The organism is Hymenobacter psoromatis (assembly GCA_001596155.1).
Lineage (GTDB): Bacteria > Bacteroidota > Bacteroidia > Cytophagales > Hymenobacteraceae > Hymenobacter.
The window spans coordinates 125,999-148,629 of record CP014771.1; the positions used below are offsets into that span (position 1 = coordinate 125,999).

Annotated in this window: 22 protein-coding genes and 1 pseudogene; 9 read left to right on the forward strand and 14 right to left on the reverse strand. The window is 63.0% G+C overall.

Annotation, left to right across the window (positions count from 1 at the left end; genetic code table 11):
* Positions 1–15: 15 nt before the first annotated feature.
* From A0257_00555 to A0257_00575, 5 genes and pseudogenes are all read right to left on the reverse strand, one after another.
* Positions 16–948: a hypothetical protein gene (locus A0257_00555; GenBank protein ID AMR25725.1), complete on the reverse strand. Its 933-nt coding sequence runs from the start codon at positions 946–948 to the stop codon at positions 16–18.
* Between the two features lie 116 nt (positions 949–1,064).
* Positions 1,065–1,667: pseudogene (locus tag A0257_00560) on the reverse strand (hypothetical protein).
* Between the two features lie 110 nt (positions 1,668–1,777).
* Positions 1,778–3,820, reverse strand: a complete 2,043-nt coding sequence (locus A0257_00565) for a hypothetical protein (protein AMR29568.1) — start codon at positions 3,818–3,820, stop codon at positions 1,778–1,780.
* 282 nt (positions 3,821–4,102) lie between these two features.
* Positions 4,103–4,465 (reverse strand): hypothetical protein, encoded by a 363-nt coding sequence (locus A0257_00570; protein ID AMR25726.1) that lies wholly within the window; start codon positions 4,463–4,465, stop codon positions 4,103–4,105.
* A 318-nt stretch (positions 4,466–4,783) separates the two neighbouring features.
* On the reverse strand, positions 4,784–6,271 hold the full coding sequence (locus A0257_00575) for a hypothetical protein (protein ID AMR25727.1): 1,488 nt from the start codon (positions 6,269–6,271) through the stop codon (positions 4,784–4,786).
* 203 nt (positions 6,272–6,474) lie between these two features.
* Between A0257_00575 and A0257_00580 the strand changes: the two genes are divergently transcribed.
* Positions 6,475–7,107 (forward strand): hypothetical protein, encoded by a 633-nt coding sequence (locus A0257_00580; GenBank protein ID AMR25728.1) that lies wholly within the window; start codon positions 6,475–6,477, stop codon positions 7,105–7,107.
* A gap of 276 nt (positions 7,108–7,383) precedes the next feature.
* Positions 7,384–7,887 (forward strand): hypothetical protein, encoded by a 504-nt coding sequence (locus A0257_00585; GenBank protein AMR25729.1) that lies wholly within the window; start codon positions 7,384–7,386, stop codon positions 7,885–7,887.
* Between the two features lie 34 nt (positions 7,888–7,921).
* Here A0257_00585 and A0257_00590 read toward each other — a convergent pair whose 3' ends face one another.
* From A0257_00590 to A0257_00600, 3 genes are read right to left on the reverse strand one after another with little or no spacing between them, the layout of a single operon-like run.
* Positions 7,922–8,608, reverse strand: coding sequence for a peptidoglycan peptidase (locus A0257_00590; protein AMR25730.1), 687 nt, complete (start codon positions 8,606–8,608; stop codon positions 7,922–7,924).
* A 1-nt stretch (position 8,609) separates the two neighbouring features.
* Positions 8,610–9,395 (reverse strand): hypothetical protein, encoded by a 786-nt coding sequence (locus tag A0257_00595; protein ID AMR25731.1) that lies wholly within the window; start codon positions 9,393–9,395, stop codon positions 8,610–8,612.
* 5 nt (positions 9,396–9,400) lie between these two features.
* Complete coding sequence (locus tag A0257_00600) at positions 9,401–10,150, reverse strand: beta-ketoacyl-ACP reductase (GenBank protein ID AMR25732.1); 750 nt, start codon at positions 10,148–10,150, stop codon at positions 9,401–9,403.
* A gap of 94 nt (positions 10,151–10,244) precedes the next feature.
* Between A0257_00600 and A0257_00605 the strand changes: the two genes are divergently transcribed.
* Positions 10,245–11,480 (forward strand): geranylgeranyl reductase, encoded by a 1,236-nt coding sequence (locus tag A0257_00605; protein ID AMR25733.1) that lies wholly within the window; start codon positions 10,245–10,247, stop codon positions 11,478–11,480.
* A gap of 172 nt (positions 11,481–11,652) precedes the next feature.
* On the opposite strand, the gene A0257_00610 is transcribed toward A0257_00605, so the two are convergent.
* Both A0257_00610 and A0257_00615 read right to left on the reverse strand, forming a co-directional pair.
* Complete coding sequence (locus A0257_00610; GenBank protein ID AMR25734.1) at positions 11,653–12,465, reverse strand: ABC transporter ATP-binding protein; 813 nt, start codon at positions 12,463–12,465, stop codon at positions 11,653–11,655.
* Between the two features lie 101 nt (positions 12,466–12,566).
* Positions 12,567–13,298 (reverse strand): ABC transporter permease, encoded by a 732-nt coding sequence (locus A0257_00615; protein ID AMR25735.1) that lies wholly within the window; start codon positions 13,296–13,298, stop codon positions 12,567–12,569.
* Positions 13,299–13,416: 118 nt separating this feature from the next.
* On the opposite strand from A0257_00615, the gene A0257_00620 reads away from it, so the two are divergent.
* On the forward strand, positions 13,417–14,106 hold the full coding sequence (locus A0257_00620) for a short-chain dehydrogenase (GenBank protein ID AMR29569.1): 690 nt from the start codon (positions 13,417–13,419) through the stop codon (positions 14,104–14,106).
* Between the two features lie 116 nt (positions 14,107–14,222).
* On the opposite strand, the gene A0257_00625 is transcribed toward A0257_00620, so the two are convergent.
* Complete coding sequence (locus tag A0257_00625) at positions 14,223–15,002, reverse strand: hypothetical protein (protein AMR25736.1); 780 nt, start codon at positions 15,000–15,002, stop codon at positions 14,223–14,225.
* A 22-nt stretch (positions 15,003–15,024) separates the two neighbouring features.
* Between A0257_00625 and A0257_00630 the strand changes: the two genes are divergently transcribed.
* From A0257_00630 to A0257_00645, 4 genes are all read left to right on the forward strand, one after another.
* Positions 15,025–15,717, forward strand: a complete 693-nt coding sequence (locus A0257_00630) for a short-chain dehydrogenase (GenBank protein ID AMR25737.1) — start codon at positions 15,025–15,027, stop codon at positions 15,715–15,717.
* 161 nt (positions 15,718–15,878) lie between these two features.
* Positions 15,879–16,787 carry a gliding motility-associated ABC transporter ATP-binding subunit GldA gene (locus A0257_00635; GenBank protein ID AMR29570.1) on the forward strand — a complete coding sequence of 303 codons (909 nt, stop codon included), beginning with the start codon at positions 15,879–15,881 and terminating at the stop codon, positions 16,785–16,787.
* 143 nt (positions 16,788–16,930) lie between these two features.
* A complete protein-coding gene (locus A0257_00640) occupies positions 16,931–17,656 on the forward strand; it encodes a gliding motility-associated ABC transporter permease subunit GldF (protein AMR25738.1) in 726 nt (241 codons plus the stop codon).
* 2 nt (positions 17,657–17,658) lie between these two features.
* Positions 17,659–19,383: a gliding motility-associated ABC transporter substrate-binding protein GldG gene (locus A0257_00645; GenBank protein AMR25739.1), complete on the forward strand. Its 1,725-nt coding sequence runs from the start codon at positions 17,659–17,661 to the stop codon at positions 19,381–19,383.
* A gap of 10 nt (positions 19,384–19,393) precedes the next feature.
* Here the strand turns inward: A0257_00645 and A0257_00650 are convergent, their stop codons facing one another.
* Complete coding sequence (locus tag A0257_00650; GenBank protein ID AMR25740.1) at positions 19,394–19,681, reverse strand: hypothetical protein; 288 nt, start codon at positions 19,679–19,681, stop codon at positions 19,394–19,396.
* Positions 19,669–19,848 carry a hypothetical protein gene (locus tag A0257_00655; protein ID AMR25741.1) on the reverse strand — a complete coding sequence of 60 codons (180 nt, stop codon included), beginning with the start codon at positions 19,846–19,848 and terminating at the stop codon, positions 19,669–19,671. Before A0257_00655 ends, A0257_00650 begins: the two co-directional genes overlap by 13 nt.
* Before the next feature lie 44 nt (positions 19,849–19,892).
* On the opposite strand from A0257_00655, the gene A0257_00660 reads away from it, so the two are divergent.
* Positions 19,893–20,900 carry a hypothetical protein gene (locus A0257_00660; GenBank protein ID AMR25742.1) on the forward strand — a complete coding sequence of 336 codons (1,008 nt, stop codon included), beginning with the start codon at positions 19,893–19,895 and terminating at the stop codon, positions 20,898–20,900.
* Positions 20,901–21,123: 223 nt separating this feature from the next.
* Here A0257_00660 and A0257_00665 read toward each other — a convergent pair whose 3' ends face one another.
* On the reverse strand, positions 21,124–22,557 hold the full coding sequence (locus tag A0257_00665) for a peptidase M48 (GenBank protein AMR25743.1): 1,434 nt from the start codon (positions 22,555–22,557) through the stop codon (positions 21,124–21,126).
* Positions 22,558–22,631: the final 74 nt, after the last annotated feature.

The window sequence follows — 22,631 nt, forward strand, 5'->3', positions numbered from 1 at the left end:
ACTGGAAAGTTCGCGCTACTTCGCTAGAAACCGCTTCACTACCCCCTGCCACTGGCGCGGGTGCTTGGGCCAGTACGGTTCGTGGCCCGAGCCCGCGAAATCGACCCGCTGCTTAGGTCCGGCCAGGTGCGCAAAAATGGTATCCGTTTCGGCGCGCGTCACGCGTGGGTCGGTGGTGCCCCAGAGCAGCAGGGTGGGGGTAGGCACGCGCCGGGCATACTCGCCCGCGTTCAGGCCGAAGGCCCAGTAGCCATTCTCCACGCTGCCCCACAATACCAGCAGGTTAGCCAGCGGGAAGGGGGGTAGGCGCATGGCTACGAAGCGGTTGCGGGCCGTTTGAAGCATACTGCCGTAGGGGCATTCGAGGATATTGGCGGCGGGACGCAGGCCCAGCTCGGCTTCGGCCCGCAGAATGGCCACCGCGCCCATGCTCACGCCGTAGAGCACCACCAGCGCGCCCGGCTGCCGGGCCTGCGCCCAGTGAAAGGCCGCCGCCACATCGTCAGCCTCGCGGTAGCCGATGGTAGTTTGGTAGCCTTCCGAAGCCCCGTTGCCGCTGAAATCGAGCAGCAGCACCGCGTAGCCGAGCTGCCGAAAATATCCCGCCTCGGGCCGCAGCCGCGACTTATCGCTGGTGTAGCCGTGGCAGAGAATAACGATGCCGCGCGCATTCGGCAACGGCCCATACCAGGCAGCCAGCTGGCCGTTAGGGCTGTGCAGCTTCACATTCTCATAGGAGAATATTGGCGGCCCCAGGTTCACCGGCTTCGGGTTTTTTAAGCCCGTGAGCATCACCTTGATTTTTTCGCTGGTCGGCAGCTTTTCGGGGTTGCGGGTGCGCGGGCCGGCGTCAGTGGTAAAGTGCGTGAAGCGCCAGGCGTGGAGCGCCACCACCCCGTTGAGCACGACGACGACCAGGGCCAGCGTCCACAGCAGCCGGCGCAGCATCAGGGGCGCGGCCGGCGCGGGCCGGGCCGGTAAGTGGGGGGTAGGGCGGCGGGCCGCGCCGGCCGCGGGTGGCGCACGTCGGCCCCGGCCAGGCCGCGCAGGTCGGCCACTTCTTCGGCGGTGAGGTCGCGCCACTCGCCGGGTTGTAAGCCGCTGAGCGTGAGGCCACCCAAACTCTGGCGCACCAGCCGCAGGCAGGGCAGGCCCACGGCGGCGCACATCTTGCGCACCTGCCGGTTCATGCCCTGCGAAATGCTGATTTCGACCCAGCTCGTCGGAATGCTGGCCCGGTACCGGATGGGCGGGTTGCGCGGCCACAGCGCCGCCGTGGCATCGGGGGGTGGGGCGGCCGCCTCGGCGGGCAGCGTAAAGCCTTCCTTGATTTGCACGCCCTCGCGCAATTGGACTAAAGCCGCTTCGGTGGGGTAGCCCTCCACCTGCGCCCAGTAGGTTTTGCTAACCTTGTAGCGCGGGTCGCTGAGGCGGTGCTGGAGCTGCTTGTCGTCGGTGAGCAGCAGCAGTCCTTCGCTGTCGAAGTCGAGCCTGCCCACCGGGTACACGTTCGGCACTGCCACGAAATCCTTGAGCGTGGCGCGGCCGTGCTCATCCGTGAATTGGGTGAGGACTTCGTAAGGCTTATTGAGAAGGAGGTAGCGCATGTTTCAGTTATCAATTGGGCTGGTGCGAAGTCGTTTGTCATGCTGAGCTTGTCGAAGCAGCTCTACCGCTTCATCCGGTTCGTTGCACGGCGCGGATGAAGCGGTAGAGCTGCTTCGACAAGCTCAGCATGACCGTTCTTTTTATATCCGAAAAGTCCTGCTAACTGAAATCAAATCCCGCCCTGGTACTTGCGCGTGGCCCATTCAGCCGCCAGCAGCGCCACCAAGGCGAAAAACAGCCACTTCAGATTTATCAAATCCTTCAAATCTTCCTCGCTGCTCAGCGTCGGCTTGAAATTCGCCTTTTCAATATCCTGCGCCAGCTTGTCCAGTTGCGCGGGGTAGTAGAGATGGCCGCCGCTGCGGCGGCTGAGCTGGGCCAGCAGGTGGTGGTCGGCCTTCGATTCCTGGGCCTCCAGCGGCTGGTTTTGCACCAATAATTCGCCGCTGGCCTGCTGGGCCTGGCCGCTGAGCGTGGCCCGCGCCTGGTAGCGGTAGAGGCCCGCCGGCAGCGGCCCCAGGTGCAGCGGCGAGCCATCGGCGGTGTTGGCAAACGTGACGGTGCGCGCCCGGCGGGCCGAGTCGGTAAGCGTGAGCGTGATTTTCTGGTCGTAGATGCGCTCAAACACCGCATTGTAGGTTTCGGCACCCAGCGTCACATCATCCTGCGTGCCAAAGACATCCTGGGTCGGGTACACGTCGAGGTGCTTTTTATTGGCATTCTGGGTCAGCAGCTGGAGCGTGCAGCTGATGAGCCGGTCGTAGGCCTCGGGGTGGTCGTCGTGGGCCACGGCTTCCTGCAAGCGCCACTGCCAGGTGTTTTCGGCCAGCAAGGTGGCGGCTCGGGGGGTAGCGCTGGCGCTGCCAAACACCAGCAACGGCTTCTGGGTGGGCAGGCGACCCACCTGCTGCCACAGCGCGGCCTCGGCCCCCGCGCCCAGCCGCAGGTCGCCAAACGGCACCGGCACGGGCGGGTACTGCGCGAAGCGGCGGCGGCTTTCCTCATCGAGCGGCAGGCGCGCGAAGCCGGGGTTGGGCAGCGGCGTCACCTCGTCGGTCTGCGCCCCGCGCGGCTGCACGCTCAGGCCGGCATTGAGCTGGTTATAAGCGATGTAGTCGGACTGCGAACCCAGCACGTACAGCACCGGGACCTTGGCGGCGCGCACCCGCGCCAGCAACTCCTGGCCCAGGCCGCCGCGCGCCGGCAGCTGGTGCAGCACCGCCACGTCGAAGCTCACGGAAGGGGGTAGGGGCTGGCCCACGCCCGCCACGGCCAGCGTCAAATCAAAGTTATTATTGGCCAGAATGGCGGCTCGCAGCGCCTTAAGGTCGGGGTGCGGCGCGGCCCCGGCCAGCAGCACGCGCAGCTTGCCCTTTACCACTTCAATAAAGGCCGTGCGGGCATTATTGAGGGCCGTGAACTCGCCGGCCTGGGGCAGCACGCGCACCTCGTAGCGCCGCTTGCCGGGCGCGGGCGCGGTGAGCTGAAACGTGAGGCGCACCCGGCGCTGGCCGGGGGGGAGGGCCAACCGGCGCGACTCCAGCACGCGGCCTCCCTCGCGCACCTCCACCGTGGCCACGCCGCCCGCGTAGCCCTCGTAGCCAATTTCGGCTTCCAGGGGGAATTTATTGCCGCTGAATGCCACCCGGTTATACACTAAGTCGGTGAGGCGCAGGTCTTTTTTGGCAATGGTGTCGCCGAGCGCTACGCTGAAAATCGGGAAACTGAATTCCGAAAACTGCGGCTCCTGGCCCTGGTTCACGAGGCCGTCGCTCACGAGCACCACGCCGGCCAGGTTGTAGTCGGCGTTGGCCTCGCGGCTGTCGGCCAGCAGCTGATTGAGGTCGGTGCGGCTGGCCGTGAAGCGCAGCGAATCGGGGTTGGCCTCGGGCCGGGTGAGCGTGCGGGTTTCGACCCGAAAGCCCTTTTCGCGCAGCGTGGCCGCCAGTCGGGGCAGACCAGCGGTGAGCTGGCTCAGCGCCGCCGCCGGCGTAAACAAGCTAACGGACTGCGAATTATCCACGGCCAAAACTACCGTCGGGGCCTCGGTGCGGGTCGTCGTCGTTTTAATAAACGGCGAGAGCAGCAGAAAGCACAGAAAGCTCACCACCCCGAAGCGCAGCCCCGCCAGCGCATAGTTGACGGCCCGGCTCCACGGCGCCCGCGCCGAGTAGAGCAGCGCCGAGTAGCCCGCGCCCACGGCCAGGCACAGCAAAATAAACCAGGGAGAGTAAGCAGTAGACAGCAAGAGCAGAAACGCGCCTATGGACCAGCGCGGCGCAAGAAACGAAAAAAGCCCGCCAAACCGGCACGCGCCCGCAAAGATGCGCCCCCGCCGCGGTAGCTGCGTGCCTAACGGCCGGGCCGCCGCAGTACGTTCCGAAAGAGAGACGCGCGAATGATTCGCAAAGTAGGGTGCGGGGCTTACCCCCGCCCGGCGTTGAACGATTCACGCATATCTCGTTCAACGCCGGGCGGGGGCAAGCCCCGCACCCTACGTAATCAGCTTGAACCCCACGCCGCGAATATTCAGAATTTCCAAACTTGGGTCCCGCGCTAGGCGCTTGCGCAGGCGCGACACGTACACGTCCATCGAGCGGGCAGCGAAAAAATCGTCATTGCCCCAAAGCTGGCGCAGGCAGGCGCGGCGGTCGAGCACGCCATTGCGGTGCTGGACCAGGAGGAGGAGCAGGTCGTTTTCGCGGGCCGACAGCTGGGCCACGCACTGCCCGGCCAGCCACAGCTCCTGCCGCAGCGGCCGAAACTCGAACTGGCCCAGCCCGATGACTTCGGCCGGGGGGGGTAGGGGCAGGGGCCTGGCGGCGCAGCAATTCGCGCACGCGCAGCAGCAACTCATCCAGGCGAAAGGGCTTTTTGAGGTAGTCGTTGCCGCCGGCCTCGAAGCCCCGCACCACGTCGGCGGGCGCGCCGCGCGCCGTCAGAAACAACACCGGCAGCGCGGGCAGCGTGCGGCGCAGCTCGCGCACCACCGCGAAGCCGTCGAGGCCGGGTAGCATCACATCCACCAGGAGTAAATCGGGCGGGCTTTGCTGCGCGCTGCGGAGCCCTTCGCGGCCTTCGGCGCAGGTCGTCGCGGCGTAGCCGGTGCGCGTGAGGGCCTCGGTGAGCAGGCGGGCCAGGGCCGGCTCATCTTCCAGAATCAGAATATGGAGCATCAGCTAAGTGGCCAGGGGTAGGGGAACGTGGCCCCGCGCCCCGGCTGGCTGCGCAGCGTGAGCGTGCCGCCGTGCGCCTGGGCCACTTGCCGGGCGTAGTGCAGGCCCAGGCCGTAGCCCTTCACGGCGTGCAAATCGCCGGTCGGCACCCGAAAAAACTGCTCGAATACCCGCGCCTGGTACTCGGCCGCGATGCCGGGGCCGTCGTCGGACAGGTGCAGCGCCACGGCGGTGGGTAGCAATTCGCCGCGCAAATCCACCCGCTGCCCGCCGTATTTGAGGGCGTTATCGAGCAGCGTGGCCAGGGTGTTGGTGAGGTGCGCGGCGTCGCCGAGCACGGTAGCGGGCAGCAATTGTTGCCAGCATAATTGCCGCCCGGCCTGGGCAAATTGCGGCTGCTGCCGGGCTGCCAGCTCGGCCACCAGCTCGGCCCAGGCCACCGGCTGGCGGCGCAGGGGTAGGGCGGCCTGCTCCAGGGCCACGCTCTGCAAAATGCGGTCGATGAGCCCGCCCAGCCGCGTCGCCTGCTCGCCGATGAGCGCCGCGTATTCGGCGCTCGTGGCCGCATCGAGCGCGAAATGCCGCAGCGAGTCGGCCGCCAGCTGAATCGTGGCCACGGGCGTTTTCAGCTCGTGGGTCATGTTTTGGGTGAAATCAGCCTTGAGCGCGGCCAGCTTTTTCTGGCGCTGCATGGTGCCCACGGCGTAGGCCGTGCAGCCCAGCACCAGCGCCAGCAGCGCCCCCGAAGCCAGCAGCACGCCTTGCAGTTGGCCCCGCACCACGCCGGGCGCGGCCGGCAGCCACACTTGGGCCACTTGCGCCACTCGGTTGTTGGGCGGGCCAAAGCGCACCGGCACCAGCGCCAGCGGGTAGCTGGCCGGGGCCGGGCGCAGCGAATCGGGGTCGGCCACGGCCCGTAGGCGCAGGCGGAAGGGCAGGGCGGGCAAGCCGCGCCGCCGCAGCTCGGCCGCCAGCACTTGGCGAAATTCGGCGGGGGTAGTGCGGCTGCGCTGAATAGCGGTGCTGAGCTGCCGGCCCAGCCATTGGGTGTGAAAATAAACGTAGCCCCGCGCCAGCTCACCGCGCACGGTGCTGCCCACGAAACGCCTGATAAAGTAGGTCCGAGCAGCCGGGGTAAGATGCGCCAGCCGGGGTTTGAAGTCCTCAAAACTCAGCGCTGTCTGGTCATCCCTGCGGGCTGGCACGCCGGCTATGAGAAATTCCGTAGTGCCGTAGCGACGGCTCACGCGGCAGCTCAGGCGCACGTGAGTCGTGTCTTGCAGCCACCGCGCGTACTGGGTTAGCAAGCGCTCGTTTTGGGCCGCCACCGCCTGCTGGGTGGCGGCCACCAGCGCCGCCTGGCTGTCTTGCCGCAGCCGCCAGCTTGCCTGCCGATAGGTCTGATACGTCCAGTAGCCCTGGAAAGCCAGCACGCCCAGCGCTGCCAGCAGCAGTAGTCCCGTGGCCAGCCAGATGCGCCTTTTCATGCCGCCAAGGTAGGGGTAGGGCGGCGGGCTCTGGTCAATTTTAACACTCGTTAACACTGCTTAACGGGCGTTAACGCATTCGGGGAAATGGCACGGCGTGCTTTGTATTCGTCATTCACCCTACCCCTTTCTGCTCCATGAAACTGCTGCTTGCCACCCTCCCGTTTGGGCTATTGGTCCTTGTCCACGCGCCGATTTTACCTGTGGCTAAACCTAACCCCGCCACCCGCGCCCTACCCCCCGACAGCACCACCGTGCGCCTGCGCTACGGGGTCGAAAGCGCCGACCTCACTGAGCTGATGGGCCACGTGCTGCACGTCGAAAAGCACCGCCTGGAGCTGCGCGACCGCCGCTTGGCCGGCCGCCACCTGCGCCTCACGCTGCAAGAATACCGACGCGGTGTGCCCGGCCCCGAAAAGTCCCTCGATTCAGACGCCAGTCTTACCCGCCTCGACTCGGCGGGCCGCCTGGCGATTACCATTTACGCCCGTCAAGTAGCAGAAAATAAAGTAGAGAACACCTTCATTCTGCCCCGCGCGGCTCTGCCCCGCACCTTCACTGCTATGCCCGGCCAAGCCGATAACTACAGCCTGCGTTTCGATATCCACCCGCTGCGCCGCTCGCCCGACCAAACCGGGGCTGCCCCCACCAGCCCCGCCACGGAGTTCAAGCTACCCATCGGCCCCACCGCCATCCTGGCCGTGTACACCCTACCCTATGAAAAAGACGGCTTCTCCTATTACTGCAACCTGGCCCAAAGCCGCGTGCCCGTGACCGAGTGGTACAGCCGCTTCAACGTGCCTCATTTCATAGTGTACCGCGCGCGGGTGGAGTAAGCGCGGGGAGTTCAGACACGGGGCGGGCTGCCGGCTTTTTGGCCGGCTGTCCGCTCATCGTCAGAACAAGCGGCGCGCCCGACGAGCGGACAGCCGGCGAAAAAAGCCGGCAGCCCGCCCCCCCTGGCTTTCTGAAACAGCAATTTGGTAAGAATAAAAATCGTTTACAATAATACTTACCAGCACTGGTAAGTATTATTGTAAACGATTTTTATTCTTACCAAAGTCTTTTACCTCATGTCCCGTCGTGCTGCTTACTCTTCCTCGCCGCTGGCCGTGCTGCGCCGCCATTTCGGGCTTCCGCAAGACACGCTGGCCTCCTTTCTGCGCGTGACTCCGGCGCAGCTCAGTCGCCTCGAAGCTGGCCACCGCAGCCTCAGCGCGGCCGTGATTGCGCGCCTGCTGCCCCTGCTACACGCCCTGCCCGACCCCGCTGCGCCTCCCGATGCCGAAGAGCCCGCCGCCCACCTGGCCCCGCCCGCTGCCGCCCCGCTGGCCGCCCGCCTGGACCAGTGCCAGCACCAGGCCCGCCAGCTGCGCCGCGAGTTGGCGGCCCTCACCACCATGCTAACCAGCGCCCGCCGCTGGCAGCAGGCCTTACCTCCCCTCCTGGCCACGGCCGAAGACGAGCGCGCCCGCGCCTGGCTGCTGCGCCGCCAAGAGCAAGCCGCCGCCGACCTCGACAGCGAAGCGGCCGCGCGCTACCACCTGCTGCGCCTGCGCCTAGCCGCGTTGGAAAGCGAATCCGCCGGGCTGGCCGCCCTGCTGGGCGCAGGCTAAGCAGCCGCGCGTAAATACTAATTTCGCAACCGCGCTACCGGCTAACCACCATCACCAGCTCCGCGCTATTAAACACGCTAGCCGGCGAAATAACCGGCTCATCCAGCGGCAGCCGGTTGCCGTAGCGCTCGCGCAGCTTGGCCCGCACGGCGGGATTCGTCAGGTCGAAGTCGCGCAGCTGCTGCAACCGCCCCAGCTGCCGGTGCAGCCCCCGGTCGTACACCTTCCAAATCAGCTCGGAGCAATAAATCTGCTCGTCCGACCAGTTGAAGGCCAGGTCGTAATCGCGCCCCAGCAGTGGTTGGCCCGCCGCCCGCAGCCGGGCCAGCGCGGCCGGCGTGAGGGCCATTGCCGCGTCGCGCAGCCGCTTCACCACGAAGTGCCCGCCCTGCCCCCGTGCCACCCAGCTACTAAGCGGCGTCAGCTTCACCGGCTGCACCGCCTCGAATACCTGCCACTCGCCATTGGTTTTGTAAAGCAGCCCGCAGTGGCTGTACGGCGAGTGCGTAGCCAGCTGAATGGCCCGGCTTTGCGCCGATTGGGAGGTGTGAAAAATGAGGTCGCCTTCGTGCAGCGTAGCGGCCAGCGTTGCTACGACGGCCGTAGCCTGCCGGGCCGCCTGCCAGTGGTGGAGTTTGGCGGACAGGCGGGGGTAGGCGAGTAGGCTGGCCGCGCCAACCACCAAGAACAATGAGAATACTAGCTTACCTGGTAGCGACATATTAATCGTCGGTTTCTTCTTCCTCGTCCTCTTCTGTTGATTCGTGCTCCTCTTTTTGCCACTCAGCGGCTTCAACTATTCGCCGGGCCTGCCAGCCGTAATTAAGCTGAAACAATTCGTTGACTGTCGGGTCGCGTTTTACTATCTCATCCAACCTCACCACTTTTAGGTCATCAATGTCATAGCTGGTGTCACACAAAAATTGCCAGTCGCCATCGGCTTCGTGAATGACACGCAAAATGGATGAGCCTTCTAAAACCTGCCGGGTAGTAAAAACTGCTATGTTTCGCTCCTCTCGAAATTTAAAATCCAGGTTGCGGTCAAGCAAAGGCTGCCCAGCTTTCCAGTTAGGGTTGAAGCCTTCTTCCCAAGGAAACAGCGCCTGCATATCCGGCCAGACTATTTGCAGCGCCGGAAAATCCCGGCCTTGATTGAACCAGATGCCATAGCCAAAATAGTCGTCGTACCACTCCTTAGCCACGGGCAGCAACCGCACATCGTAGTCGCCTATAAAATCGGGATATCCAAGGCTTAGGTCAGGCGCGGGCTGCTTATCCAGCAATTCCTTGCCTGACCAAAGTACCGAGTGCAGTAAATCCAGATTCAGGCCGAAGCAGATAAGCTCGGGGTAGCCGTAGGTTCTATACAACCCAATCGTGTAGGCAAAGCTGGACGAATAGCCGTCGCCCTTAATCTGAACGACGTGAAACCCATATTTTTCTACGTCGCCGATTATTTTCTTTTCAGCGGCAGCATCGTGCGCGGCGTGTTCTTCCGGCGTAGCCATAATTCTTACGTCAGCATTCCGCCATCCACTTGCAGCACCTGCCCGGTGATATACGCCGAGTCATCCGAGGCCAGAAACGCCGTGGCTTTGGCCACATCCTCCGGCGAGCCACCGCGCCGGAGCGGGATGGCTTTGCGCCACTCCTCCACCTGCTTGGGGTCGAGGGCGTCGGTCATCTCGGTTTCGATGAAGCCGGGGGCGATGGCGTTGCAGCGGATATTGCGCGAGCCCAGCTCCAGGGCCACCGACTTGGTGAAGCCGATGATGCCGGCCTTGCTGGCGGCGTAGTTGGCCTGCCCGGCGTTGCCCTTGATGCCCACCACCGAAGTCATATTAATAATGCTGCCGGCTTTGGCGCGCATCATGGGCTTGGTGGCGGCCTTGGTGAGGTTGAAAACCGATTTTAAGTTTACGTTGAGCACGTTGTCCCACTGCGCCTCGCTCATGCGCATGAGCAGGCCGTCCTGCGTAATGCCCGCGTTGTTGACCACGATATCGAGCTTGCCGAACTCGGCCACCACGTCATCGACCAGCTTTTCGGCTTGGGCGAAGTCGGCGGCGTCGGAGCGGTAGCCCTTGACTTTGGTGCCGTGAGCGCTTAGCTCGGCTTCCAGCGCCTGACCTTTTTCGACCGACGATAAATAGGTGAACGCTACCTGCGCGCCCTGCTGGGCAAACAACGTGGCAATGGCGCGGCCAATGCCCTTCGAGGCCCCGGTGATGAGGGCGACTTTTCCGGCGAGAGTTTGATTCATGGGGCGAAAGTAGCGTAGGGTAAGGGTTAGCTTGCCGTTCTTTGAGCCGAAAGTCTCGCCGAACTACTTCCGGCAAGCTAACCTTTACCCTACCATGTCCGACATCTGTATTCTGGGCGCGGGGCCCGGCGGGGCGCTGGCGGCGCTGCACCTGGCCCGCGCCGGCCAACCCTGCCTGCTGCTGGACCGCGCCACGTTTCCGCGCGATAAAGTCTGCGGCGACGCGCTCAGCGGCAAGGTGCTGGCCGAGCTGCGCCACCTGGGCGGCCCGCTGCTGGAGCGCCTGCGGGCGCTGGGCACCGGCAGCGCCAGCGCGGGCATCAATTTTTTCGCCCCCAACGGTCGCGAGGTGAGCGTGCCCTTCCGGCCCGGCGACAGCACTGCCGCCCGCCCGCCCGACGGCTATGTGCTCAAGCGCCTCGATTTCGACAATATGCTCGTGGAGGAGGTGCGCCAGCAGCCGCTCATCGAGTTCCGCGAAAATTGCGACGTAGCCCGCACCGAGCGCACCGCCACCGGCTGGCAGCTCTTCGACAAAGAGGGTAGGGAAGTGGCGCAGTGCCGGCTGCTGCTAGCCGCCAGCGGGGCGCAGTCGGAGTTTGCGCGCAAGGTGGCGGGCCACCCGCTGGAGCCCGCCCACCACTGCGCCGGCCTGCGGGCCTACTACCGCGGCGTGCGCGGCCTGCACCCGCAGCACCACGTGGAGCTGCATTTCCTGCCCGAGCTGCTGCCCGGCTACCTCTGGGTGTTTCCGATGGCCAATGGCGAGGCTAACGTGGGGGTAGGAATGCTGACCAAGGACGTGGCCAGGCACCGCGTGAACCTGCGCGAGAAGTTTCAGCATCTGCTCACTACGCACCCCGCCTTCCGCGAGCGCTTCGCGGCGGCCGAGCGCCAGGGGCCGGTGCGCGGCTGGGGCCTGCCGCTGGGCTCCAAGCGCCGGGTAATTTCCGGCGATAATTACCTGCTGCTCGGCGACGCGGGCTCGCTCATCGACCCGTTTTCGGGCGAGGGCATCAGCCACGCGATGGTCAGCGGCCGCCACGCCGCCGACTGGGCCGGCCGGGCGCTGGCGACGCAGGATTTTTCGGCCAGGTTTCTACTGGGCTACGACGCGGCCGTGTACCGCCGCCTGGGTCAGGAGCTGCGCCTGAGCACCTACCTGCAGCGCCTGGTGCGCTGGCCGGGCCTGTTCAACTTCGTGGCCAATCGCGCCGCCCACAACCCCACGCTGGCCGAAACCCTCTCGCAGATGTTTCTGGATATTGACCTGCGCGAACGCCTCAAGCAGCCCAGATTTTATTTGAAGCTGCTGTTTGGTAGTAAATAAGCGGTTAGCTATTTGGTTTTCAGTAAAAATAAAGGCCGTCATGCTGAGCTTGTCGAAGCATCTCTACCGCGTAAGTAACTCCTGACGTTGGGATTACTTACGCGGTAGAGATGCTTTGACAAGCTCAGCATGACGGCCTTTCTTCTCTTCAGAAGCCAACAGCTAAAAAATCTTACAAATCCGATAGCGGCTCGGCGGCCAGGTGCTCCAGGCCGTGGGGGCCGTCTTCCTGCTCGATGCGCTTGGCGGCCCGCACCAGCGACGAGCTGAAAATAAACTCGCGCAGCTCCGGCACTTCGGCGTTCAAAATCTCATCCTTGTTGCCGTCCCACAGCTTTTTGCCCTGGTGCAGGAAAATAATGTGGTCGCCAATACCCACCACCGAGTTCATGTCGTGGGTAATGATGGCAGTAGTAATGTCGTATTCGTGGGTGATTTCCGAAATCAATTCGTCAATCTTGATGCTCGTGGCCGGGTCGAGGCCCGAGTTGGGCTCGTCGCAAAACAGGTACTTGCAATTGGGCGCGATGGCGCGGGCAATGCCCACGCGCTTCTTCATGCCGCCCGAAATCTCGGAGGGCATCTTGTTGGCCGCGTTTTCGAGCCCCACGCGCTTGAGGCAAAACTCCACGCGGTCGCGGCGCTCCTCCAGGGTCATGTCGGGCGTCAGCATTTGCAGCGGAAACTCCACGTTCTTGGCCACCGTCATCGAGTCGAACAAGGCCGAACCCTGAAACAGCATCCCGATTTTGCGCCGGATTTCCTGCCGGATGTCCACCTTATTATTGGTAAATACCGTCCCGTCGAAGGTGATAGAGCCAATGTCGGGCTTCATCAGCCCCACAATGCACGAAAGCAGCACGCTTTTGCCCGTGCCCGAGCCGCCGAGCAGCAAATTGCACTTGCCTGTTTCGAGCGTGCAGCTAATGCCTTTCAGCACCTGGTTGCCGTCGAATGATTTTTCGATGTTGGATATTTCAATCATAACTTCACAAGGGGTGAATGGATAAATGAGTGAATGGGTGAATGCTATAGGGCGTATTAGGACGCTTCACTCATTCACTCACTCACCCATCCACCCATTGACTATAAAAGTATGGCCGCCAGCGCGTAGTCGGCCAGCAGAATGGCGATGATGGAGTTGGTGACGGCGGACGTGCTGGCCGCGCCTACTTCCAACGCACCGCCTTCGGTGTAAAAGCCTTTGTAGGCCGAAATGCCCGACACCAGGAAGGCAAAAACCACGGCCTTGATAAGGGCGAAGTAAATATTATAGGGAATAAAATCGGTGCGAATGCCCTCAATATAGTCCTGCGGGGCCATTACGCCCGACAGCGTGCCGGCCAGGTAGCCACCCAAAATGCTGAGCGCCATTGCCAGAATCACCAGCAGCGGAAACATGAACATGGCCGCCAGAATGCGGGGTAGGACGAGGTAGGAAGTCGAATTAATACCCATTACCTCCAGCGCCGAAATCTGCTCCGTAATGCGCATCGTGCCCAGGCCGCCCGCGATAGCCGAGCCCACTTTGCCCGCCAGCACAATGCTGGTAATCGTGGGTGCCAGCTCCAGAATCGTCATCTCGCGCACCATATAGCCGATGGTGGACTTCGGGATGAGCGGGTTGGTTAGGTTGTAGGCAATCTGGACGCAGGTTACGGCCCCGATGAAAGTCGCAACCAGACCCACGACAAAGACGGAGTTGACCCCAATGAGCGTGGCTTCTTCGAAGAAGCGTTTCCACAATATCTTGAACCGCTCGGTGCGGGTCATCATGTTGTAGAGAAATAGAACGAAGGAGCCGAAAGTTTTTAGCATATAAGTAGAAAAAAGGACCATCGAAAACCGGCCGGACGCCCTATAAACCGCCGCGGCCGGGCATCTTTGCGCGTCATACGTATAAAGGTAGAAAAGAGTGGCCTCAACAACGGAGTTAATCGCGATAACGGGGGGTAGCCAGGGCATCGGGCGGGCCCTGGTACTGAGTTTTTTAGCCGCCGGGTTTAGCGTGGCCACCTGCGCCCGCCGGCCCGAAGATTTAGCGGCCCTGGCAGGGGCCTGCCCCGGCCGGCCCCTGCACACCCTGCCCGCCGACCTGAGCCAGCCCGCCGACTGCCAGCGCTTTGCCGCGTTCGTGCTGGCGCTGGGCCAGCCGCTGGGCGCGCTCATCAACAACGCCGGGGCCTATGTGCCCGGCCGCTTCCAGGATGAGCCCGCCGACGGCTCGCGGCTGCGCGACATGCTGAATGTGAATTTATTAAGCGCCTACGACGTGACGCGCGCGCTGCTGCCCACGCTGCTAGGGCAGGGTAGGGGCCACATTTTCACCATCTGCTCCACGGCCAGCATCATGCCCTACCCCAACGGCGGCTCCTACGGCGTGGCCAAATTCGCGCTACTCGGCTACACCAAAACCCTGCGCGAAGAAGTGAAAGCCCAGGGCTTGCGCGTGACGGCCGTGCTGCCCGGTGCCACCCTCACCCGCAGCTGGGAGGGGGTAGGGCTGCCCCCCGAGCGCTTCATCGACCCCGCCGACGTGGCCCAGGCCGTGCTCAGCGCCTACCAGCTTTCGCCCCACGCCGTGGTCGAGGAACTACTTATTCGCCCCCAATTAGGTGATATTTAGAAGATGTGCGGTAAGCTTTGGCTTGCCGGGAAGTGTAGGGTAGGCTTCAGCCTGCCGCCGGTAGTTTGTGAATGCTAAAACGGCAAGCTAAAGCTTAGCGCACATTCCCTACTCCCTCATTCCTTCACCAAGTGGCTGGGGTTCTTGCCCTGCGGGTCAACCAGCCCCGGATTACCGGAATAATAAAACGTGCCCGTGCCATCGAGCACGCCGCCGATATTCTGGTTGGCCCGCACGTGGGCATCGCCAATCCAGGAGGGGTAGGTGTGGAAGTAGCAGAAGCGCGTGATGAGGGCGCTGGCGAAGAGAAAGCCGTTGCTGCCCAGGTTGGGGTGAAAATCCTCGGCCGTGCCCTGTAAGGTCATGTCGCCCGCGTCGTAAATATCAATAAACAAGTACACGCAATTAACATTCAGGTTGATATCGCCGGTGCCTGACGAATGCACGAACAGCGTATCCTGCCGAAACGGCCCGTCGGTCGTAACCAGGCCATAGCCGCGCTGCTCCACATCTTTGAGGTAGGGCAGGTGCAGGCGCACCTCGCGCGGCGTGCTGTAGCTGCGCACCCAATTGCAGCGGCTGGTGTTGCGAATAAGCAGGCGCTTCGGCCCCTGGTACTCGAATGTGATGTCATCAATCACGTTTTCGCCGGCCCGCACTTCAGCGTAGGTCGCCGTGTCGGGCACGATGGTCACATCCACGTTGTCGTAGAGCACAATGTCCGTGAGGCCGCGCGTGATGGCGCGGCGCTGCGTGGTCACGCTGCCGTTGCTCTTGAGGCAGTCCGTGTCGTGGCCCGCCCCGCAGGCAGCCAGCGCCAGGCCGCCGGCCAGCAGGGCCGCCGCCCGGCGCAGCCCGGCCAGCGCGTTACTTTGTAGCGGTATTTGAAGTCGCATCCGTCAAATTTTACCTGAAAGTATGAACCTGAGTGGGAAAGTTGCCATCGTTACGGGCGTGAGCAGCGGCATTGGTCGCGCCACGGCCGAGGCTTTGCTGGCCCGTGGGGCCGCCGTGGCCGGCTGGGGCCGCACCGCCCCCGAGGGCCTGAGTCACGACCTTTTCCAGTTCTTCGAATGCGATGTGCGCGACGAGCACGCCGTGGCCGAAGCCCTCACCAACACCCTGCGCGAGCTGGGGCCGGAAGTTCACGCGTTGGTCAATAATGCGGGGGTAGGGATTTTTGGCCCCATCGACGGCTTCAAATCCGAAGACTGGCACGCCATGTTCGATACCAACGTCAACGGCCTGTTTTACTGCACCCGCGCCGTGCTGCCGGCCATGAAAAAGCAGCACGTCGGCCACATCATCAACGTCGCCTCGCTGGCTGCCACGGCCGGCACCGCCAACCTGGCCGGCTACTGCGCCACCAAATACGCCGTGCGCGGCTTCTCCGACGCGCTCTTTAAGGAGCTGCGGCCCGACGGCATCCGCGTTACCTGCGTCATGCCCGGCTCGGTCGAAACCCGGTTCGGCGGCATGGAGCCCGGCCAGGAGCCCGACCCGCACAAGATGCAGCCCGAAGACATTGCCGCTGCCATTGTCCACGCCCTTGAAGCGCCCAAGGCCACGATGATTTCAGAGATTCAGATGCGCCCGGCAAATGTGAAGTAAGTAGTTCGCTAATCGGTTGTCCTTGCGAGCGCAACGCAGTGGAGCGCGGCAATCTTTCCTTCACGTCAGGATTACTAATCTAGTGAAGCGAACGACCAGGAAAGATTGCCGCGCTCCACTGCGTTGCGCTCGCAATGACAAACGATTTTGAAAGTCAGCAAATGGTTGAAGTAGAGAATTTAGTTAAAACCTACGGCGCGCAAAACGCCGTGGACGACATCAGCTTCCAGGCGGCGAAGGGCGAAATCGTGGGCTTCCTCGGGCCCAATGGCGCGGGCAAGAGCACGACCATGAAAATCGCGCTCGGCTACCTGCCGCCCACGGCCGGCACGGTGCGCATCGGCGGTTTCGACGTGCAGCAGGACCCCCTGGCCGTGCGCCGCCGCGTGGGTTACCTGCCCGAGCACAACCCGCTCTACCTCGACATGTACGTGCATGAGTACCTCGAATTTATCGGCTCCGTCCACGGCCTGGGGGGTAGGGAATTGCGCCAGCGCGTGGCCCAGCTGGTGCAAAAAGTCGGCCTCACCCGCGAGCAGAACAAGCAAATCGGCGCGCTCAGCAAAGGCTACCGCCAGCGCGTGGGTTTGGCGCAAGCGCTGGTCCACGACCCCGAAGTACTCATCCTAGACGAGCCCACCACCGGCCTCGACCCCAACCAGATTGGCGAAATCCGCCAGCTCATTCGCGAGCTGGGTGCCGATAAAACGGTCATTTTCAGCACCCACATTCTGCCCGAAGTCACGGCCCTGTGCTCCCGCGTCGTCATCATCAGCCGGGGCAAGCTCGTGGCCGACGCGCCCGTGGCCGAGCTGGCCGCCCGTGCCGCCGGCGAAACCGTGCTCCGCGCTGAGTTTGAAGGCCCCGTAACTATCGCCCAACTGGCCGCCCTACCCGGCGTGCGGGGGGTAGAGGCCGCTGGGCCGGGCGTGGTGCTCATCCGCACCGACCCCGGCCGCGACGTGCGCGCCGCCGTGTCGCGCCTGGCCGTGGAGCAGGGCTGGCTGCTGCTGGGCCTGCGGCAGGAGCAGCAGAGTTTGGAGGCGGTGTTTGGGGAATTGACGAAGTGATACATAATTGGTTAAAAAAGAACGTCATGCTGAGCTTGTCGAAGCATCTCGCGTGCAGCAGTAAACTCTAATCGTCAGCAACGATGCGAGCGAGATGCTTCGGCAAGCTCAGCATGACAAATCCGCGCAAGCGGCGCTAGTAAATGCTTACCATTTTAAGAAAAGAATTCAACGCCTTTCTCAACTCGCCGGTGGCCTACGTCGTCATCGGCGTGTTTCTGGTGGCGACTGGGCTGTTCGTGTGGGTTTTCCCCGACAGCAGCGTGCTCGATTACGGTTACGCTGACCTGCAATCGCTGTTCAACCTCGCGCCGTGGCTGTTTTTGCTGCTCATTCCGGCCATCACCATGCGCACCTTCGCCGAGGAAAAGAAGGCCGGCACGATGGAGCTGCTGCTCACGCGCCCGCTCACCGATGGGCAGATTGTGGGGGGTAAGTACCTGGCCTGCCTGCTGCTGGCGCTTTTTGCCCTGCTACCGACGCTGCTCTACTACTTCTCGGTGTATCGGCTGGGTTCGCCGCCCGGCAACATCGATTCGGCGGCCACGGTGGGCTCGTACCTGGGGCTGGGGCTGCTGGCGGCGGTGTTCACGGCGCTGGGCGTGCTGGCTTCGGCCCTCACCCGCGACCAGATTATTGCCTTCGTGCTGGCCGTGGTGGCGTGCTTTCTGGTGTACACCGGCTTCGATTCGCTGGCCTCCATTCTGGCGGGCGCGCCGGCTTATTACGTGAGCCAGCTTGGCATCGCGGCGCACTACCGCGACCTCAGCAAGGGCCTGATTGACTCGCGCGACGTGCTCTATTTTCTCACCGTCATTGCCGTGGCCCTGCTGGGCACGCGGCTGGCCCTCCGCAGCCGGAACTGGTAAGCATGGAACCGACTACAACTGCTCTCCCTACCCCCGCTTCTTCGCGCAAAGGCCAGGATTTGCTGCGCTTCGCCCTCATCGTGGGCGCGCTATTTATCCTCAATTTCGTGGCGCAGCGCTTCTTTTTCCGGCTCGATTTGACGGAGGAAAAACGCTACACCATGTCGCCGGCCACCAAGCAGCTGCTGGGTAATTTGAAAAAGCCCGTCACCATTACGGTGTACCTGGCCGGCGATTTTCCGCCCACGTTCCGCCGCCTCGAGCAGGGCGTGCGCGAGACGCTGACCGAGATGCAGGTATACGCGGGTGGCAATCTCAACTTCGTGTTCATCGACCCCAGCGCGGCGCCCACTGAGGCGGGCCGCAATAAATTCTACGAAATTCTCTTCAAAAAAGGCTTGAAGCCGACTAACCTCGGCGCGAACGAAAACGGCAAGCGGATTGAGAAAATTATCTTCCCTTGGGCCGTGGTGGAGGCCGGTGGCCAGAGCCGCAACGTGCTGCTGCTGCGCGGCAGCCAGGTGGCCGCCCCCGAGGAGCGCCTCAATCAAAGCATTGAGGGACTGGAATATGAGCTGGCCAGCACCATCCGGCAGGTGGCGCCGCCCGGCGGGGCCAAGCGCCGGCTGGGCATCATCGCGGGCCACGGCGAGCTGACGAACGTGGAAATGGCCGACATCCTCACCGCCTGGAGCCAGAACTACGACGTGTTTCGCGTCAACCTGAACCAGGTAAAGGACCTGCGCGGCAACCTCGACGCCGTGGTTATCGCCAAGCCCACCGGCCCGTATTCGGAGCTGGAGAAATTCCGGCTCGACCAATTCATTACCCACGGCGGGCGGGCGCTGTTTTTCGTGAATGCCCTGCGCGTGAACCTCGACAGCGTGAGCCGCAACGGCGCGGCCCTGGCCACGCCCTACGACCTGAACCTGGACGACCTTTTCTTTCGCTACGGCGTGCGGCTGAACCCGGATTTATTGCTTGACCTCAACTGCGGCCAGATTCCGCTGGTGACGGGCATGACCGGCGACAAGCCCAAAATCGAACCGCTGCCCTGGCAGCTTTATCCCGTTATTAACCGCTTTAGCCCTAACCCGATAACGCGTAACCTCGACGCGGTGTACATGAGATTCGTGGGCAACATCGACACCGTGAAGGCGACCGGCGTGCGCAAAACCTCGCTCATGACCACCTCGCGCTACACCCGCGTGCTGCCCGCGCCGGTGCCCATCAACTTCAACGATGCGCGCCTGGAGCCCAATCCCAAGCTCTACCATAACAGCTACCAACCAGTGGGTTATCTGCTCGAAGGCAAGTTCCGCTCGCTCTTCGCCAACCGCGCCGTGCCGGGCACCACGCAGTACCAGCCCGACCAAAACCCCAACGCCCAGCCCAGCAAAATCCTGGTGATTTCGGATGGCGATTTCCTGCGCAACGACGTGGACCCCAAGAGCGGCCGGCCCCTGCGCCTGGGCTATGACCGCCTCTCCAGTACCGAGTTTGCCAACCGCGAGCTGATTCTCAACGCCACCGACTACCTGCTCGACGAAACCGGCCTCATCGCCGTGCGCGGCAAGCAAATCACGCTGCGCCCCCTCGACAAAGTGCAGCTCGCCGACAAGCGCCAGCAGTGGCAATTGCTGAACCTGGGCGCGCCGCTGGTGCTGCTAGCCGCCTTTGGCGCGGTGCGGGCCTGGCGCCGTAAGCGCCGCTACGCGCGGTTTTGAGGGGGTAGGGTTATTGTAGAGCTAGAGCTGTTACTGGCCGCGCACCAGAATGAATGCGCAGAATATCAATTCGCACGGGCGAAACGATACGGTAAACAATTCGATAGCCATTCTTCAAGACCTCTCGAACTGCTGGGTGCGCCACTTCAGGTACCATTCGGCCGGCTTCCGGAAAATTTTCCAACATGCGGGTGGCCTTAATGAGTTGCGTAGTAAGCCGGTCGGCATAAGCTTCGGCGTAATTTTGGCTGGCTTGCAAGTCATCCATTGCCTCATTAGTCCACCTTACTTGCGCCATGACTTTACCCGACGCTCAACTTCTTCCTGAGAAATAGTTTCGCCAGCTTCGCTCTGACGCAAACCCTCTTCCACTTTCTCTATAAAAATGAGTCGCTCCAATAGCTCATTAAAGTCTATGGGCTCGGGCAGTGCCTGCACGGCGGCCAGAATGGTTTCTTTGGTCATAGCGAGTAGAATAACAGGGTTGATTGCGAAGATACACTAAACAATTGCTGGCCGCTTTCTACTTGCAAATGTTCATCCTGCACACTTGGCTGCCGCGTAGCTTTGCGCTTTCTCCTACCCCCTTCGTTATGCGTCTGTCTCCTTCCCTGCTCCTGCTTGTACCCGCCGCGCTGCTAAGCGCCTGCGCCACCCAGAAAACGGCGCAAACGGACGCTGGCAAGCAGACTGTGCTAGCCACCAAAGCCACCAGCCACTACTTGGCCACGCCGCCCACCATCGACGGCTCGGCCAGCGACTGGACCGACTCGCTGCAATACGACGCCAACAGCCATTTGCAGTACCAGGTGCTCAACGACGACCGCATGGTGTACGTGCGCCTCAAGGCCAATGACGCGCCTACCCAGGCCAAGCTCGTGTATCTGGGCATGGTGGTGTGGCTCGACTCGACGGGCCGCAACCAGCAGCAGCTGGGTATCCGGTTTCCGCTGGCCGTTGATTTGAAGTCCTTTAAGCCCTCGGCCGAGCGGCCGGCCGGCGCGATGGGACCCAGCGCCGCCGAGCGCCAGGCCGAGCACGTGGCGCGCCTGCGCACGGCCCTTGCCGGCGACCACGAGATGGAGCTGCTCAATTACCGCGGCAGCAAGGAGCCCGTGCTCACCGACTCCGAATCGAAGCTCGGCGTGAAGGCCGCCATCGGCCTCGATGAGCGCAACAATATTATCTACGAGCTAGCCGTGCCGCTGCGCCTCGTGTATCGGCGCGTGCCGGCGCTGGCCGCCGGGCAGTCGGCCGCCATCGGTGTCTGGATTGCCGGCCAAAAGCCCAAAATGCCCGCTGGTAGCCAGCCGCAGTCCGACATGAGCGTGATGGGTCCACAGGGCGGCGGCATGGGTGGCGGCTACGGCGGCGGCGGTATGGGTGGCGGCTACGGTGGTGGGCGCGGGGGCTACGGTGGTGGCCGCGGCGGCTACGCGGGCATGAGCCGCGGCAACAGTGGCCCCAGCTTCCAGACCTTCACTCTGAAAACCAGCGCGCAGCTGGTTGGCAAGTAGTTACGAGTCTTCGTGCAAAAGAAGGGGGGGTAGGGAGCGCGTGCTCCCTACCCCCCCCTAGTTAAGAGTAAACCGCAAACCAGAACGTCATTCCGAGCTTGCCGAGGAATCTCGCTCGCGTCGTGGAACGAAGCCCGGACGACTGCGAGCGAGATTCCTCGGCAAGCTCGGAATGACGTTCTCCTTCGCCACGCCACTGCGGGTCAGGTAAAATTACGGACACCTACTGCCCGATTACCTTGAACAGCGTGCCGGCCGGCAGGCGGTCGGTGAGCTGCATCCCGTTGAGGATGGCTTCCTCTTCGAGGCGCTTGCCGGGCACGCCGTTGGCCGTGAGCGCGGCCGAAAGGGTAGTGGCCGTTTTGGCTTGCTTGATGTGCACGCGCTCGGCTTGGCGGTTGAGCTTGCTGGCCTCGGTGAGGCGCTGGTAGCCCTGCGCGGCACTGGCAAACTGCGGTGCGTAGGTGCCGAACGTGGCCGCCGTGGCCAGGCCCACGAAGGCAAACATCGACTTGCCATCCTGAATAATGTAGCTCTGCACGTGGGCCGGCGTGCTCTGCTGGTCTTGCGAGGCCTGCTGGTCGCCCTCAAACACGAGCGCCGGCAAGCCGTTGATGGTGGTGCGTCGCGCGGTGCCAGGCGTCACGCCAATTTGCTTGGCCAGGGTCTGAGCGGCCTCTTCGAGCGAGCTGCCGCCTACCCCCATAAAAGCCAGCAACGCCTTGCCGTTGGGCTCAGACATCTGAAACTGCTCGGGCGAGTTCTGCGACTTCCAGCCCGCCGGAATTGGGAAGCGGAATTTCAAATCGGGGTGGTAAAACACGCTGTTTTCGACAAAGCCCTGGCGCGGGTCGTCGCCAAACGGCAGCCCTTCGAGGGAACGCAAATAGCCGTCGCGGTTCACCAGAAGCGTCCGTTTTCCGAGACTCTGCTGGGCCTGCGCCGCCAGCTGCTTCACGCGCTCGTAGCGGTCGGCCGAGCTGGGGTGGGTGGAGAGAAACGCGGGCGTGCTGCCGCCGCTCTGCTGCTCGGTGCGCTCCAGGGTCTGGAAAAAGTTAGCCATGTGCGAGGCATCATATCCCACTTTGGTGGAGTACTTCACGCCCAAGCCGTCGGCCTCGTTCTCGTCGCCCCGGCTGTATTTGAGGCTCACCAGCTGCGCGGCGGGCTGCGCAATACGGCCCAGCAGGTTGGGCGACGCCATCGTGGCTACCCCCACCAAAATGCTGGACAAGATGGAGTTACGCTGTTGCTTCTTGCCGTGCTGCGCCGTGATGTGGCCCAGCTCGTGCCCCAGCACACCCGTAAACTGCGCCTCATCATTAAAATACGCCATGATGCCGCGCGTGAAATACACGTGCCCGTCGGGCGTGGCAAAGGCGTTGATAACCGGCGAATCGACAATGGTAAAGCCGTAGTCGCCGGGCCGGTCCGAGATGGCCGTCATGCGCTTGCCTTGCTGCGTAATGTAAGCTTGCAGCTTGGGATTATTATACAGCCCAAACTGGGCAATTACCTGCGGGTCGGGCTGCGCGCCTTGCAGCGGCGCGGCCACGCGGGCGGCGGGTTGGTAGAGTTTGGTGGGGGTAGCGCTGGCCAGCGGCAGCAACAAAAGCAGCGCGGCCGGCCGCAGTACGCGGGAAAAAAATGCGGGCATGGGTGGAGAAAACAGAAGAAAGCAGCCGTAATTCAATTGTCGGGCCAATTGCGCTGGTGCCGCGGCGGCGGGCG

Bases quoted from the DNA above. Each gene is read 5' to 3' on its own strand.
- A0257_00555 (AMR25725.1), bottom strand. From the start codon at position 948: ATGCTGCGCCGGCTGCTGTGGACGCTGGCCCTGGTCGTCGTCGTGCTC.
- A0257_00570 (AMR25726.1), bottom strand. From the start codon at position 4,465: ATGAGTTGCTGCTGCGCGTGCGCGAATTGCTGCGCCGCCAGGCCCCTG.
- A0257_00575 (AMR25727.1), bottom strand. From the start codon at position 6,271: ATGAAAAGGCGCATCTGGCTGGCCACGGGACTACTGCTGCTGGCAGCG.
- A0257_00590 (AMR25730.1), bottom strand. From the start codon at position 8,608: ATGTCGCTACCAGGTAAGCTAGTATTCTCATTGTTCTTGGTGGTTGGC.
- A0257_00595 (AMR25731.1), bottom strand. From the start codon at position 9,395: ATGGCTACGCCGGAAGAACACGCCGCGCACGATGCTGCCGCTGAAAAG.
- A0257_00600 (AMR25732.1), bottom strand. From the start codon at position 10,150: ATGAATCAAACTCTCGCCGGAAAAGTCGCCCTCATCACCGGGGCCTCG.
- A0257_00605 (AMR25733.1), top strand. From the start codon at position 10,245: ATGTCCGACATCTGTATTCTGGGCGCGGGGCCCGGCGGGGCGCTGGCG.
- A0257_00610 (AMR25734.1), bottom strand. From the start codon at position 12,465: ATGATTGAAATATCCAACATCGAAAAATCATTCGACGGCAACCAGGTG.
- A0257_00615 (AMR25735.1), bottom strand. From the start codon at position 13,298: ATGCTAAAAACTTTCGGCTCCTTCGTTCTATTTCTCTACAACATGATG.
- A0257_00625 (AMR25736.1), bottom strand. From the start codon at position 15,002: ATGCGACTTCAAATACCGCTACAAAGTAACGCGCTGGCCGGGCTGCGC.
- A0257_00630 (AMR25737.1), top strand. From the start codon at position 15,025: ATGAACCTGAGTGGGAAAGTTGCCATCGTTACGGGCGTGAGCAGCGGC.
- A0257_00635 (AMR29570.1), top strand. From the start codon at position 15,879: ATGGTTGAAGTAGAGAATTTAGTTAAAACCTACGGCGCGCAAAACGCC.
- A0257_00640 (AMR25738.1), top strand. From the start codon at position 16,931: ATGCTTACCATTTTAAGAAAAGAATTCAACGCCTTTCTCAACTCGCCG.
- A0257_00645 (AMR25739.1), top strand. From the start codon at position 17,659: ATGGAACCGACTACAACTGCTCTCCCTACCCCCGCTTCTTCGCGCAAA.
- A0257_00650 (AMR25740.1), bottom strand. From the start codon at position 19,681: ATGGCGCAAGTAAGGTGGACTAATGAGGCAATGGATGACTTGCAAGCC.
- A0257_00655 (AMR25741.1), bottom strand. From the start codon at position 19,848: ATGACCAAAGAAACCATTCTGGCCGCCGTGCAGGCACTGCCCGAGCCC.
- A0257_00665 (AMR25743.1), bottom strand. From the start codon at position 22,557: ATGCCCGCATTTTTTTCCCGCGTACTGCGGCCGGCCGCGCTGCTTTTG.